Genomic DNA, 13,312 nt, shown 5'->3' with positions numbered 1-13,312 from the left:
CAAAGACTTCAGAGCGATGTCGCGGTAAACCCTGGATCCCCGCCTGCGCGGGGATGACGGCTGCGGCGACTGCACTTGTGCGATACGGCCGCCCTGTGCACCGCGTTACCTGCGCTCAGGCCAGCGCCTTGATCCGATACAGCGCTTCCAGGGCCTGCTTCGGCGTCAGTTCGTCCGGATCGACTTTGGCCAGCGCATCCAACGCCGCCGACGAGGTCGCGAACAGGCCGAACTGCTGCGGCTGGTCGAGCGCGGCGGTGGCGAACGAGGGCTTGGGCGTTTCGCGGCCTTGTTGTTCGAGTTCGATCAAACGCCCGCGCGCCTGCTTGACCACCGATTTCGGCAGACCGGCCAACGCGGCGACCTGCAAGCCGAAACTGCGATCGGCCGGGCCGTCCTTGACCGCGTGCATGAACACCAGTTGGTCGCCGTGCTCGACCGCATCGAGGTGGACGTTGGCGATGCCGTTGCCGGGTTCGGCCAGGGCGGTGAGCTCGAAGTAGTGCGTGGCGAACAAGGTGTAGGCGCGGTTGCTGTGGGCCAGGTGGCGCGCGCAGGCCTCGGCCAGGGCCAGGCCGTCGTAGGTCGAGGTGCCGCGGCCGATCTCGTCCATCAACACCAGCGACTGGTCGGTGGCGTGATGCAGGATGTAGCTGGTCTCGCTCATCTCGACCATGAAGGTCGACTGGCCGCGGGCGAGGTCGTCGCCGGCGCCGATGCGGGTCAGGATGCGGTCGATCGGCCCGATCAGCGCGCGCGCCGCCGGCACGAAGCTGCCGATGTGGGCGAGCAACACGATCAGCGCGTTCTGGCGCATGTAGGTCGACTTACCGCCCATGTTCGGGCCGGTGATGACCAGCATGCGGCGGCCATTGTCCTCGTCGAGGATCAGATCGTTGGGCTCGAACGGGTCCTTGCGCACCGCCTCGACCACCGGATGGCGGCCGCGCTCGATGCGCAGGCCGGGCGTGTCGCCGAGTTCCGGCTGCGACCAGTCCAGCGCCTGCGCGCGTTCGGCGAAGCCGCACAGCACGTCGAGCTCGGCCAGGGCCGCGGCGCAATGCTTGAGCGGCTCCAGGCGTTCGTTGAGAGCATCGAGCAGTTGTTCGTAGAGCAGGCGTTCGCGCGCCAGCGAGCGCTCGCGCGCCGACAACACCTTGTCCTCGAACTGCTTGAGTTCCTCGGTGATGTAGCGCTCGGCATTGCTGAGCGTCTGCCGCCGGGTGTAATGGGTCGGCGCCTTGTCGGCCTGGCCCTTGCTGATTTCGAGGTAATAACCGTGGACGCGGTTGTAGCCGACCTTGAGCGTGGCGATGCCGCTGCTGGCGCGTTCGCGCGCTTCCAGGTCGACCAGGAACTGATCGGCATTGGTCGACAGCGTGCGCAATTCGTCGAGTTCGGCGTCGTAGCCGGTGGCGAACACGCCGCCGTCGCGGGCCAACACCGGCGGCTGCGGCACGATCGCTTCGGCCAGCAGATGCGCATGGGCGTCGTGTTCGCCGAGTTCGGCGCCCAGCGCGTTGAGGCGCGGCGCATCGAGCGGCGCCAAGGTGGCGCGCACGTCGGGCAACAGGCCGAGGCCGTCGCGCAGGGTCGACAGGTCGCGCGGGCGCGCGCTGCGCAGGGCGATGCGCGAGAGGATGCGTTCGAGATCGCCGAGCGCGCGGAAGCGTTCGCGCACGTCGTCGCCGGCGCGGCTTTCGATCAAGGTCGCGACCGCCTGGTGGCGATGACGCAGCACGCCGCGGTCGCGCAGCGGGCGGTGCAGCCAACGCCGCAGCAGACGCCCGCCCATCGGCGTCACGGTGCTGTCGAGCACGCCGAGCAGGGTGGTGCGGCTGTCGCCGTCGACGCGGCTGTCGAGCTCGAGGTGGCGGCGGGTGGCCGCGTTCATCGCGATCGCACCGTCGCCGGATTCGATCGCGATCGAGGTCAGGTGCGGCAGGCGCTGTTTCTGGGTTTCCTCGACATAGCCGAGCAAGGCTGCGGCGGCAGCGATCGCCAGCGGCTTGTCTTCCAGGCCGAAGCCGCTGAGATCGTGCAGGCCGAAGAAGCGCAGCAACTGGCGGCGGCCGCTGTCGACGTCGAACAGCCACGGCGGACGACGGCGCATGCCGCTGCGTTCGGCCACGAACGGCGGCCAGCCGTCTTCGTCGGCGACCAGCAGTTCGGCCGGCTCCAGCCGGGCCAGTTCGGCTTCCAACGCGTCTTCGCTGGCCACTTCGTTGACCAGGAAGCGGCCCGAGGCCAGGTCGGCCCAGGCGACGCCGTAAGCGTGCTTGCCGCGCGCCACCGCCAGCAACAAGGTGTCGCGGCGTTCGTTGAGCAGGGCCTCGTCGGTGACCGTACCGGGGGTGATGATGCGCACCACCTTGCGTTCGACGATGCCCTTGGCCAGGGCCGGGTCGCCGATCTGCTCGCAGATCGCCACCGATTCGCCGAGCGCGACCAGGCGCGCCAGATAGCCTTCGGCCGAATGGTGCGGCACGCCGGCCATCGGGATCGGTTGCCCGGCCGAGTTGCCGCGCTGGGTCAGGGTGATGTCGAGCAGTCGCGCCGCCTTGCGGGCGTCGTCGTAGAACAACTCGTAGAAATCGCCCATGCGGAAGAACATCAGTACGTCCGGATGCTCCGCCTTGGCGGCGAAGAACTGGCGCATGAGCGGGGTGTGGGCGTCGAGATTGCGGGCGCTGGAAGAGTCTGGGGCGGACACGAAATACCGGTGTTCTGATGCGGGAGGAGCCTGCGCGCCGGGGGCTGCAGGCGGGGGCACAGTATGCCAGCCGGGCTGCGACCCGCGCCGTGGCTGCGGAGTTGTGGCTGCGGGAGGGGCGCGATGGGTTGCGTCGGCGGGTACGAATTCGCCCGGCTTGCCAGGCGCGCTCAGCGGCCGCCAGTGGCCCGATACAGATGCAAGCGTCCCGCGTCCCCGCCGACCCACCAGCGTCCGTCGTGGGACACCGCGATCGGTTTCGCGGAGGTGCCCGCCGGCGCTACGAATCCTTTCGGGACGGCGCGCGGAGATCGAGTGTCCTTGCCGGCGATGCCGCCCTGGTCGGCGGAGGCATCGGCGACGCCGGCCGGCAACGGCTCGCCGGGGTAGCGGGTGATGCCGCAGTGGGTGTCGATCCAGACCGGATGGCGCAAAGGCCCGACGCCGTCGGAATGGCCGTAGCCGGCGGCGGCGATGCCGTCGCGCGCGGTGCCGAGCACGCGGCTGAGGTCGGCGGCTTCGCTGCGGCAGCTGCGCCGGCCGTCGCGCCAACGTTCGGCACGGTCGCCGACCAGCCACAGGTCGCCGTCGGGCGCGTAGGCGAGGTCGGCGATCTCGCTGTCGCCGGTGAAGTCGGCGACGCGGTCGGTATGCAGATCGAGCACGTGCCAGCGTTTGCCATCGCTCCAGGCGAGCAGCGGCCGGCTCGGGTGAAACGCGACCGCGCCGGTTCCTGCGAGCACGCGCGGCGACGCCGCGGCTTCCGCGGTGGCGGGCGATACAGGGGCAGGGCGCGCGGCGCCGGCCCGGCAGGCCGGCAACAGGGCGATCGCACAGGTGATCGCGAAACACAGGCGGTGCGAGTTCGAGTTCATGCGCAAACCAGTCTAGCCGTCGCGTGGCGAGGCGCCGCGGCCTGGGTCACGGTATCTGGCCGATCCCCATGCGATCCCAGACCGCCTCCAGCCCGCCCTGGCGATGGCTCTGCAGCATGTTGCGCGCATCGCCGGCGTCGAAGCCGGGGTGGTATTCGACGTGCGGACGATCGACCAAGCCTTGCCAGTTGCCGCCCCATTCCAGCCCCTGAGCAACGGCGATCTCGCCGTACCGGTCCCAGTTGTGGGTCTCGGCCCAACTCGGCTGGCCGTTGGCGTTGTTGAACACCAGATCGACCGCGACACCGTAGTTGTGCCAGGACTGGCCGGCGCGCGCATTGGTGACCCGGTTGCCCGGAGCCGTGCGGCCCTGTGCGTACAGCGCGTCCTGTTCGGCGAAGGTGCGGTAGGCAGTGTCCACGCGCATGTTCATGCCTTCGCGGCGCGCCTGTTCGATCACCGCGGTGACCCGGTCGACGACCTCGGGATTCAGATTCGGGTCGGTAAGGCGGCCGCGCGGATCGGCCGCATGCAGGTCGACCAGGGTCCGGTTCTGCGTGCCGATCTGTTCGGTCAGCTGCACGCGGGTGCTGATGTCGCTGTAGACGCTGCGCGCGGCGGTTTCGCTGGCGAGCTGCACGGTGCCGTCGTTGCGGATCGTGCCGACGGTCAGGCCCTGGGCATCGACCAGATTGCCGTGCTGGATGCCGTAGGTGACGCCGTCCAGGGTCAGCGTGCCGGCATCGGGCGTCAGCGAGGACGGGGTCGCTTGCGGGTTCAGGCTGACCTCGGCCGCGCCCTGCAGATAGGTCGCGGTCGCCGCATTCGGCGCGCTCATGAAGGCGTTCAGCGATTCGACTTTCTGTTCTTCGCTGAGCTGGCCGAAATTGCGGTCGGCGACCAACTGGTCGAGCGCGGCGACCGCCTGCGGGTTCTGCGCCAGCTCGGTGCGGATTTCCTCCTCGCGCTCTTCGCTGATGCTCGGCGTGGCCTGGGTCTGGGTGGCCGAGGCGGTGGATTGCGATTCGCTGCTGTGCGATGCGCCGTTGACGCTGTCCATGGGCGTAGTCCTTGTTCGGGGGAACGGCCGGAACTTCGCAGCCTGGGCGAGGTTCCACGGAAGGTTCGCCTGCATTGCACGCCGCGTGCATCGCGGCCGCCACCTGGGACCGACCCTAGCGCCGGCGGACAGACGCCCCAGTTTTCGTGCACGGTTGTGCAGTCGCGTTTGCGCAATCCGACACCGCGGCATCGTGCGTTCGCGCGATGAAAACGCGAACGTTCGTTCGTTTTTAATTCGCAAAGCGCGATATGACGGACTTCTATCCTTCGTGCGTCGTTTGCGGGTACAAAGGTGTTGCATCGCCGCATGACGTTCGTTAACAGCGTGCTAATTTCCGCACGCCGATTCGATTCACGCCTCACAGACTCAGGCCGCAATCGCTCACGGATTACGTATCGAACAAGGATGTGATCCGCGCAGGGGACGGCGCGGTATCGCAGACACGGGTCGGACCCCCGGACGCATGCCTTCATCTTGCGCACCCGCCGCACCGGACATCGAAGTCCAGCACGTCCCGAACGTTTTCAAACTTGGGGGAAACCAGATGATCGCTCGTCAGCCGGGTCGCAAATCCTTGTCTTTGGCCATCGCCTTGGGAGTGGCGTCGCTCGCCGCGACCGCACAGGCGCAACAAACCGCTGCCGCCCCCGCCGAAGAGGAGGCCACGACCTTGGCCGGCCTCACCGTGACCGCGCAAAAGCGCGAGGAGGCCATGCAGGACGTGCCGATCTCGATCACCGCCTTGCCCGAGCAATTGCTGCAGGACACCGGCGTGCGCGACGTCAAGGACCTGCAGGTGCTGGTGCCGGGCCTGACCGTGAGCAGCACCCAGAGCGAAGTGCAGACCGTGGCGCGTATCCGCGGCATCGGCACGGTCGGCGACAACGCCGGCCTGGAGTCCTCGGTCGGCGTGGTCATCGACGGCGTCTACCGCCCGCGCAACGGCGTCGGCTTCGGCGACCTCGGCGAAATCGAACGCATCGAAGTGCTGAAGGGCCCGCAGGGCACGGTGTTCGGCAAGAACACCTCGGCCGGCGTCATCAACGTCATCACCCGCCGGCCGAGCTACGACACCACGGTCGAGGGCGAGTTGACCATCGGCAACTACGGCGCGGTCGGCTTGGCCGGCTCGTTCAATACCGCGCTCGGCGAGAACGCCGCGTTCCGCGTCTACGCCGGCAAGCGCAAGCGCGACGGCTTTACCGACGTCGAGATCGGCCGCGGCCCGCGCGGCGAGCGCGAGGACGGCGACCAGAACTTCCACACCTTGCGCGGCCAACTGCTGCTGGAGCCGACCGAGAACCTCGACATCAACTTCATCGCCGACTACAGCAGCCGCGAAGAGAACTGCTGCGTCGGCCTGACCACGGTGCGCGGCCCGACCTCGGCGATCATCAATGCGCTGGTCGGCGGCACCGGTGTCGCGCCGGTCGCCGATCCGTTCGCGCGCGTGGCGTGGAGCAACCGCCCGACCACCCAGGACATCAAGGACAAGGGCGTCTCGGCCGAGGTCAACTGGATCACGCCGTGGTTCGGCGGTGCCACCCTGACCTCGATCACCGCCTCGCGCGACTGGCAGGCCATGAACGGCCTGGATTTCGATTTCACCACCGCCGACCTGATCTACCGCAATCCGGACCCGGACGAATCCTTCACCGGCTTCAAGCAGTTCAGCCAGGAGTTCCGCCTGACCGGCGCGACCGACAAGCTCGACTGGATGTTCGGCCTGTTCTATGCCGACGAAGACCTCAAGCGCAACGACTCCTACAGCCTCGGCGCGCATTACGAGCCGTATCTGTCGACCGCGGTGCTGAGCCAGATCGCCGCGCGCTTCCCGGCCGGGCTGATCAATACCGCCAATGCCGCCACCTTCCTGTCGCAGGCGTCGGGCCGCCCGTTCGGCAGCAGCTTCGGCGGGCTCGGTGCGCTCGACCGCTACCAGCAGAACAGCAAGAGCGTGGCGCTGTTCACCAACAACACCTGGCACGCGACCGACGCGCTCGATATCACCCTGGGCCTGCGCTACACCAAGGAAAACAAGGAACTCGACTCGGTCTACAGCAATCCCAACGGCGGCCTCGGTTGCGGTGCGGCGCTGGCTAATCCGACCCGGGTCGGCGCGGCCCTGGCCGCACGCGGCGTTCCGGCCGCGGCGCGCGCCGCGCTGGTCCAGCAGGTGGTCGGTTTCATGTGCCTGCCGTGGGCGAACACCCTGCACAACGGTCGGGTGACCAATCAGGAACGCGACGAGAAGGAATGGTCGGGCACGATCAAGGCGGCCTACCGTTGGAACGAGCACGTCATGGGCTACGCCTCGGCCGCGCGCGGCTACAAGGCCGGCGGCTTCAACCTCGACCGCGTGCAGTCCTCCAACGGCCTGTCCTCGGGCACCGCCGGCATCGCCCCGGTCAACGACACCTCGTTCCCGGGCGAGTTCGTCGACAGCTACGAGCTCGGCGCCAAGACCACCTGGGCCGACGGCAACCTGCTGCTCAACGCGACCTTGTTCCACCAGACCTACACCGACTTCCAGCTCAACAGCTTCCTCGGCACCAGCTTCGTCGTGCGTTCGATCCCGGAAGTGGTTTCGCAGGGCATCGACACCGAGATCCTGTGGCAGACCGGGCTCAAGGGCCTGATGTTGCAGGGCGGCCTGATGTACGCCGACACCAAGTACGGCAACGACCCGCTGCCCGATGCCGACCTGGCCAAGCTGCCGGGCGCGCGGGCCAGCTTCGCGCCGTTGTGGTCGGCCTCGGCCTCGGCGACCTATCAGTGGGATTTCGGCGCCTCGCTGATCGGCCGCTTCAACATCGGCGCCAAGTACTCGTCCGACTACAACACCGGTTCCGACCTCGACCCGGAGAAGGGCCAGGAGGCCTACACCGTGGTGAATGCGCGGCTCGGCATCGGCGCCAAGAACCGGCGCTGGATGGTCGAAGCCTGGGCGATGAACCTCACCGACGAGGAGTACAAGCAGGTCGGTTTCGACGCGCCGTTGCAGACCGGTTCCTGGAACGCCTTCCTCGGCGCTCCGCGCACCTACGGCGTGACCTTGCGGGTGATGTACTGAGCGGAGCGGGGAGCGGCGGCGACGCCGCTCCAGTCGCCGAGGCGCCGCTCCGTTCTTTATCCAGGAGCGGCGCAAGCCGCGACCGCGCAGCCGCACCGACGTCGCCACCTCATGCAACCCCGCGTCCTGTGTCGCGGCTCGCGCCGCTCCTACCCCAAAGCGGCGCGGCGCGGCCCAAGGGTAGGAGCGGCGCAAGCCGCGACCGCGCAGCCGCACCGACGTCGCCACCTCATGCAACCCCGCGTCTGCTGTCGCGGCTCGCGCCGCTCCTACCCCAAAGCGGTTGCGGCGCGGCCCAAGGGTAGGAGCGGCGCAAGCCGCGACCGCGCAGCCGCACCGACGTCGCCACCTCATGCAACCCCGCGTCTGCTGTCGCGGCTCGCGCCGCTCTTACCCCAAAGCGGTTGCGGCGCGGCCCAAGAGTAGGAGCGGCGCAAGCCGCGACCGCGCAGCCGCACCGACGTCGCCACCTCATGCAACCCCGCGTCTGCTGTCGCGGCTCGCGCCGCTCTTACCCCAAAGCGGTTGCGGCGCGGCCCAAGGGTAGGAGCGGCGCGAGCCGCGACCGCGCAGCCGCAACGACGTCGGAGCTCACGCAACCCCGCGTCCCCTGTCGCGGCTCGCGCTGCTCGTACAGGGGAGGCCTGCGCGCCAATCGGCCATCCATCCCGACCGTCCAGGCAAAGCCACGCCCGCGACGCCCGCTATAGTGGCGCCATGACGCCCGATACCAGCGACACCGCCCTGCGCGGCCTCGCCGAACGACTCGGCGAGGCGGCACGCATCAACCACCACATGCTGGTCACCGCCGAGAGCTGCACCGGCGGCTGGATCGCAAAGACCCTGACCGATATCGCCGGCTCCTCGGCCTGGTTCGGATGCGGCATCGTCGCCTACAGCTACGAGGCCAAGCAGTCGCTGCTGAGCGTGCGCCCGCAGACCCTGGAGCAATACGGCGCGGTCAGCCGCGAGACGGTGATCGAAATGGTGTCCGGCGCCCTGGCCAATACCGGCGCGACCATCGCGGTCGCGGTGACCGGCATCGCCGGGCCCGGCGGCGGCACCGACGACAAACCGGTCGGCACCGTCTGGATCGCCTGGAAACGCCGCGGCGGTTACCCGATGGCCGAGGTCTTCCATTTCGACGGCGATCGCGAAGCGGTGCGGCGCAAGACCGTCGCCGCGGCGTTGCACGCGATGCAGTCGCTGACGGGCTGATGCGGCCGGCGGTGCCGGGCGCTCGCGGCCTCCAGACGCGACGCGGTCAAGCTCGCGTCGCGAATCCACCGACCTGATCGCCGCGCCGATCACGCCGGCCGGTGATCGGTCTCGACTCGACCCGACCTCTCGATCAATCCAACGCGCGCGTCCACACCTGGCCGACCAGGTCATGGCCGAAGCTGTGGTGCGGCGCCTGTTCGATCAGGCTGAAGCCGCAGCCTTCGTAGATCTTGCGCGCCGAACTCAGCACGTCGTTGGTCCACAGCAGCATCCGCCGATAACCGGCGTCGCGGGCGAAGGCGATGCAGGTCTCGACGAGACGACGGCCGACGCCCAGCCCGCGTGCGCGCGGGTCGACCAACAGGCAGCGCAATTGCGCGGTAGCGGCATCGTCCTCGTTGCGGACCACGAACACGCAGCCGATGCGTTCGCCGTCGAGCTCGGCGACCCAGCAGCGCTCATGCTGCGGGTCGTGGCGGGTCGCGAAGCGCGCGAACAAGGTCGCGACCAGGGCTTCGAACTCGCCGTTCCAGCCGTACTCGTCCGCGTACAACCGTCCGTGGCGTTCGATCGCCCAACCGATGTCGCCGATCCGGTGTTCGCGTACCAGCAGACGCTGCGCAGCCGGCAGCGACGGCGCCGACAAGGCTTGTTCGGCGTCGCGGATCGCCCGCAGCAGGCGGTCGCGATCCAGTGCCGACAAGGCCGATAGCATCGCCGCGGTCGACTCGTGCGAGCTGCGGTCGAGCACGGCGAAGGCTTCGCGGCCCTTCGCCGACAAGGTCAGTACGAAGCTGCGGGCGTCCTGTTCCGAGCGGGCCTTCTCGACCAGGCCGTCGTTGGCGAAGCCCTGCAGGATACGGCTCAGGTAGCCTGGGTCTAGGCCGAGCGCCTCGCCGATTTCGCGCGCGGCGACCGGCTCGCGCTGGGCGAGTTCGAACAACACCCGCGCCTGGGTCAACGGGAACGCGCTGTCGAGCAGGTCTTCCTGCAGCACGCCGATCCGGCGGGTATAGAAACGGTTGAAGGCGCGGACGGCATCGACGTCGGCGGTCTCGGCAACACCGGTCATGAAAGAACTCGCAGAGACGGGTAGGGCGAAGGCCAGATTAGGTAATTGTTTGACTTTGTCAATTAAATGCCTGGCCGAGACACTTGCTCCCATGGTTTGTTAGTAGTAATACTACTAACCATGAGCCTGACCGACACCCAGCAAGCCATCCTCGCGATGATCGCCGAACGCATCGACACCGAGGGTTTCCCGCCGTCGCAGACCGAAATCGCCAAGGCCTTCGGTTTCAAGGGCGTGCGCGCGGCGCAATACCACCTGGATGCGCTCGAGACCGCCGGCGCGATCGAGCGCATGCCGGGCCGGGCGCGCGGCATCCGCGTATTGCAGCCGCCGCCGCAGGCGCAGCACGAATTAGGCCTGGTTTCGGCGAACGAGGAGGCGATCCGCTTGCCGGTGCTGGGCCGCGTCGCCGCCGGGGCGCCGATCGGCGCGGACGCCGGCGCCGACAACTATGTCCTGCTCGACCGCAACATGTTCTTTCCTTCGCCGGACTACCTGCTCAAGGTCAAGGGCGATTCGATGCGCGACGAAGGCATTTTCGACGGCGACCTGATTGGCGTGCACCGCACTCGCGACGCCCGTTCCGGGCAGATCGTGGTCGCGCGCATCGACGACGAAATCACCGTCAAGTTGCTCAAGATCGGCAAGGACCGCATCCGCCTGCTGCCGCGCAACCCCGACTACGCGCCGATCGAGGTCCAGCCCGATCAGGATTTCGCGATCGAGGGCCTGTACTGCGGCCTGGTCCGGCCGAATCGCTGATGGCGCGCGCCAAGCCCGATCCCAACGTCGATCGCTACGGCTCAATGCGCGCCTGCGCCGCCGTGCCGGCCGCACAAGCCGCCCTGCAAGGCCTGGACGAGTCGATTTCCGCGGCGTTTTCGCGGGGAAATCCGACCCTCGCGCAAGCCGCCGCCCGGCTGACCGCCGTCGCGGCGAGCGATAATTTGCTTCCAGGCGACGCGGTCTCAGTCTCTGCGATCCGCCTCCTCTAACTTCCCTCTCACCACGACACGACTTAAGGACACCACCATGGACGAGAACAAAAAGCGCGCCCTTTCCGCCGCTCTTAGCCAGATCGAGAAGCAGTTCGGCAAGGGTTCGGTGATGCGCATGGGCGACCGCGCCGTCGAAGCCGCCGAAGTCATCGGCACCGGCTCGTTGATGCTCGACATCGCCCTCGGCATCGGTGGCCTGCCCAAGGGCCGTGTCGTCGAAATCTATGGTCCGGAATCCTCGGGCAAGACCACGCTGACCCTGCAGGCCATCGCCGAATGCCAGAAGAAGGGCGGCACCGCGGCCTTCATCGACGCCGAGCACGCGCTCGACCCGATCTACGCCGGCAAGCTCGGCGTCAACATCGACGACCTGCTGGTCTCGCAGCCCGATACCGGCGAGCAGGCGCTCGAAATCGCCGACATGCTGGTGCGTTCGGCCGCGGTGGACATGGTGGTGGTCGACTCGGTCGCCGCGCTGACCCCGAAGGCCGAAATCGAAGGCGAAATGGGCGACCAGCTGCCGGGCCTGCAGGCCCGTCTGATGAGCCAGGCGCTGCGCAAGCTGACCGGCAACATCAAGCGCTCCAACACCCTGGTGATCTTCATCAACCAGCTGCGCATGAAGATCGGCGTGATGATGCCGGGCCAGAGCCCGGAAGTAACCACCGGCGGCAACGCGCTCAAGTTCTACGCCTCGGTGCGTCTGGACATCCGCCGCATCGGCGCGATCAAGAAGGGCGATGAGATCATCGGCAACCAGACCAAGATCAAGGTCGTCAAGAACAAGCTGGCGCCTCCGTTCAAGCAGGTCCTGACCGAAATCCTCTACGGCGAAGGCATCTCGCGCGAAGGCGAACTGATCGACATGGGCGTGGAAGCCAAGCTGGTCGAGAAGTCGGGCGCTTGGTACAGCTGCGGTGACGAACGCATCGGCCAGGGCAAGGAAAACGCCCGCCAGTACCTCAAGGAGAACCCCGAGCTGGCCGCCCGCCTCGAAGCGACCCTGCGCGAGAAGTACGTCCCGAGCGACGCCCCGCGCGATGAAGCCGTCGAGGACTGATCGTCCGGCGCTGAATGGTTAAGGCTGTGAACGGTTAAGGCTCCATGACGTCGGATCGATACGACGACGACCGGCGTCGCGAAGGCGGCGCCGAAGATCCGGGCGGGCAGGGCGGACAGCCCAAGTCCAAGTCCGATCGCGACACGCAGCTTCGCGAGGAGCTGCTGGCGCGGATGCGCGCCATCGAGGCCGGCAATGCGGCCCCGAAGTCGGCCCTGGGGCCGGTGGCGCCCCGTCCGCAGCGGCTTTCGTCGCCAGACCAAGCTACGGACGCGGATACGGATACGGATACGGATACGGATGAAAGACCGGCTGACGAGCGCTCCGCCTCTGAAACCGGCCGGCGCGGCGGGTTTTCCGGCGGCTTTGGCTCCAAGCGCTCGGGCTTGAAATCGTCGGCTTCGAAATGGTCGGGCTCCAAGGGCTTCGGCTCGAAACCATTCGCCTCGAAATCGTACGGAAACGGAGGCTTCGGTAGCGGGAGCGACCATCCGGAGCGGTCCGTTCCGGGCGGCTCGGCCTGGCCCGAGGCCGACCGCTTCGAGGCGCAGCTCGCCCTGGGCGGCGCCGATCCGGCCGATCCGGCCTCCGAGGCCTCCGCGGAAGATCGACCCAGTGCACTGTTCGACGAAAGTCTAAGCCGTCCCGACGGCTCGGGCCGGGGCCAGCGCCGGCGGGCGCCGCGCGAGCAAAACCCGACCCAGCGCGCCCTCGGCCTGCTGACCCGCCGCGAGCACTCGCGCAAGGAATTGACCCGCAAACTGACCTCCCGTGGCCTCGACGCCGGCGAGGTGGAAACCGCGGTCGCCCAGCTTGCCGAGGCCGGCTGGCAGAACGATGGCCGGTTCGCCGAAAGCATGGTCAGAAGCCGCGCCGGCAATGGTTATGGGCCTTTGCACATACGTGCCGAATTGGCCACCCACGGCCTCGACAGCCAGACCATCGCCGACGCTCTGGCCAGCTACGAGGGCGACTGGCTGCAGAACGCCCGCGACCTGGTCCGGCGCCGCTACGGCGAGGACTTCGCCGCCGACCCGGCAAGGCGGCGCAAGGCCGCCGATCTGCTGATGCGGCGGGGCTTCGACGGCGATACGGCCCGTAAAGCGAACCGTTCCGGCGCCGACGACTGAACGGTCGGACATATTTGCCATACGGCCTTGCACATAAGGCCCCCGGGCCTGTTAGGCTACGCGGCTTTCGGGTCCCGGGTTGCCTGTTCCAGTCGATGCCTCCATCG

10 protein-coding genes are annotated in these 13,312 nt (G+C 68.0%); 6 read left to right on the top strand and 4 right to left on the bottom strand.

Annotated elements, in window-relative coordinates; genetic code table 11:
- Positions 1–115: 115 nt before the first annotated feature.
- From mutS to GLA29479_RS06465, 3 genes are all read right to left on the bottom strand, one after another.
- On the bottom strand, positions 116–2,659 hold the full coding sequence (mutS, locus tag GLA29479_RS06475; protein WP_057971124.1) for a DNA mismatch repair protein MutS: 2,544 nt from the start codon (positions 2,657–2,659) through the stop codon (positions 116–118).
- A gap of 224 nt (positions 2,660–2,883) precedes the next feature.
- Positions 2,884–3,588 (bottom strand): hypothetical protein, encoded by a 705-nt coding sequence (locus GLA29479_RS06470; RefSeq protein WP_057971123.1) that lies wholly within the window; start codon positions 3,586–3,588, stop codon positions 2,884–2,886.
- A 46-nt stretch (positions 3,589–3,634) separates the two neighbouring features.
- Complete coding sequence (locus GLA29479_RS06465) at positions 3,635–4,648, bottom strand: M15 family metallopeptidase (protein WP_057917561.1); 1,014 nt, start codon at positions 4,646–4,648, stop codon at positions 3,635–3,637.
- A gap of 547 nt (positions 4,649–5,195) precedes the next feature.
- Between GLA29479_RS06465 and GLA29479_RS06460 the strand changes: the two genes are divergently transcribed.
- Both GLA29479_RS06460 and GLA29479_RS06455 read left to right on the top strand, forming a co-directional pair.
- Positions 5,196–7,724, top strand: a complete 2,529-nt coding sequence (locus tag GLA29479_RS06460; protein ID WP_057971122.1) for a TonB-dependent receptor — start codon at positions 5,196–5,198, stop codon at positions 7,722–7,724.
- 717 nt (positions 7,725–8,441) lie between these two features.
- Positions 8,442–8,942, top strand: coding sequence for a CinA family protein (locus tag GLA29479_RS06455; protein WP_057917563.1), 501 nt, complete (start codon positions 8,442–8,444; stop codon positions 8,940–8,942).
- Between the two features lie 133 nt (positions 8,943–9,075).
- On the opposite strand, the gene GLA29479_RS06450 is transcribed toward GLA29479_RS06455, so the two are convergent.
- The gene (locus GLA29479_RS06450; protein ID WP_057917564.1) at positions 9,076–10,017 is read right to left on the bottom strand and encodes a bifunctional helix-turn-helix transcriptional regulator/GNAT family N-acetyltransferase; all 942 of its coding nucleotides are present in this window, start codon (positions 10,015–10,017) and stop codon (positions 9,076–9,078) included.
- 120 nt (positions 10,018–10,137) lie between these two features.
- Between GLA29479_RS06450 and lexA the strand changes: the two genes are divergently transcribed.
- From lexA to recX, 4 genes are all read left to right on the top strand, one after another.
- Entirely contained in the window at positions 10,138–10,779 is a 642-nt protein-coding gene (gene lexA / locus GLA29479_RS06445; protein WP_057917565.1) for a transcriptional repressor LexA, read from the top strand.
- On the top strand, positions 10,779–11,012 hold the full coding sequence (locus tag GLA29479_RS06440; RefSeq protein ID WP_057971121.1) for a hypothetical protein: 234 nt from the start codon (positions 10,779–10,781) through the stop codon (positions 11,010–11,012). The genes lexA and GLA29479_RS06440 overlap by 1 nt, the downstream gene beginning before the upstream one ends.
- 37 nt (positions 11,013–11,049) lie before the next feature.
- Positions 11,050–12,075: a recombinase RecA gene (recA, locus tag GLA29479_RS06435; RefSeq protein ID WP_057971120.1), complete on the top strand. Its 1,026-nt coding sequence runs from the start codon at positions 11,050–11,052 to the stop codon at positions 12,073–12,075.
- A 620-nt stretch (positions 12,076–12,695) separates the two neighbouring features.
- Entirely contained in the window at positions 12,696–13,205 is a 510-nt protein-coding gene (gene recX, locus GLA29479_RS25710; protein ID WP_057920003.1) for a recombination regulator RecX, read from the top strand.
- Positions 13,206–13,312: the final 107 nt, after the last annotated feature.

It is taken from the genome of Lysobacter antibioticus, from assembly GCF_001442535.1.
Lineage (GTDB): Bacteria > Pseudomonadota > Gammaproteobacteria > Xanthomonadales > Xanthomonadaceae > Lysobacter > Lysobacter antibioticus.
This window is presented reverse-complemented; position numbering and strand designations above follow the sequence as displayed.

Excerpts from the sequence above, each read along its gene's own strand:
- mutS (WP_057971124.1), bottom strand. The coding sequence starts at position 2,659 with ATGCGCCAGTTCTTCGCCGCCAAGGCGGAGCATCCGGACGTACTGATG.
- GLA29479_RS06470 (WP_057971123.1), bottom strand. The coding sequence starts at position 3,588 with ATGAACTCGAACTCGCACCGCCTGTGTTTCGCGATCACCTGTGCGATC.
- GLA29479_RS06465 (WP_057917561.1), bottom strand. The coding sequence starts at position 4,648 with ATGGACAGCGTCAACGGCGCATCGCACAGCAGCGAATCGCAATCCACC.
- GLA29479_RS06460 (WP_057971122.1), top strand. The coding sequence starts at position 5,196 with ATGATCGCTCGTCAGCCGGGTCGCAAATCCTTGTCTTTGGCCATCGCC.
- GLA29479_RS06455 (WP_057917563.1), top strand. The coding sequence starts at position 8,442 with ATGACGCCCGATACCAGCGACACCGCCCTGCGCGGCCTCGCCGAACGA.
- GLA29479_RS06450 (WP_057917564.1), bottom strand. The coding sequence starts at position 10,017 with ATGACCGGTGTTGCCGAGACCGCCGACGTCGATGCCGTCCGCGCCTTC.
- lexA (WP_057917565.1), top strand. The coding sequence starts at position 10,138 with ATGAGCCTGACCGACACCCAGCAAGCCATCCTCGCGATGATCGCCGAA.
- GLA29479_RS06440 (WP_057971121.1), top strand. The coding sequence starts at position 10,779 with ATGGCGCGCGCCAAGCCCGATCCCAACGTCGATCGCTACGGCTCAATG.
- recA (WP_057971120.1), top strand. The coding sequence starts at position 11,050 with ATGGACGAGAACAAAAAGCGCGCCCTTTCCGCCGCTCTTAGCCAGATC.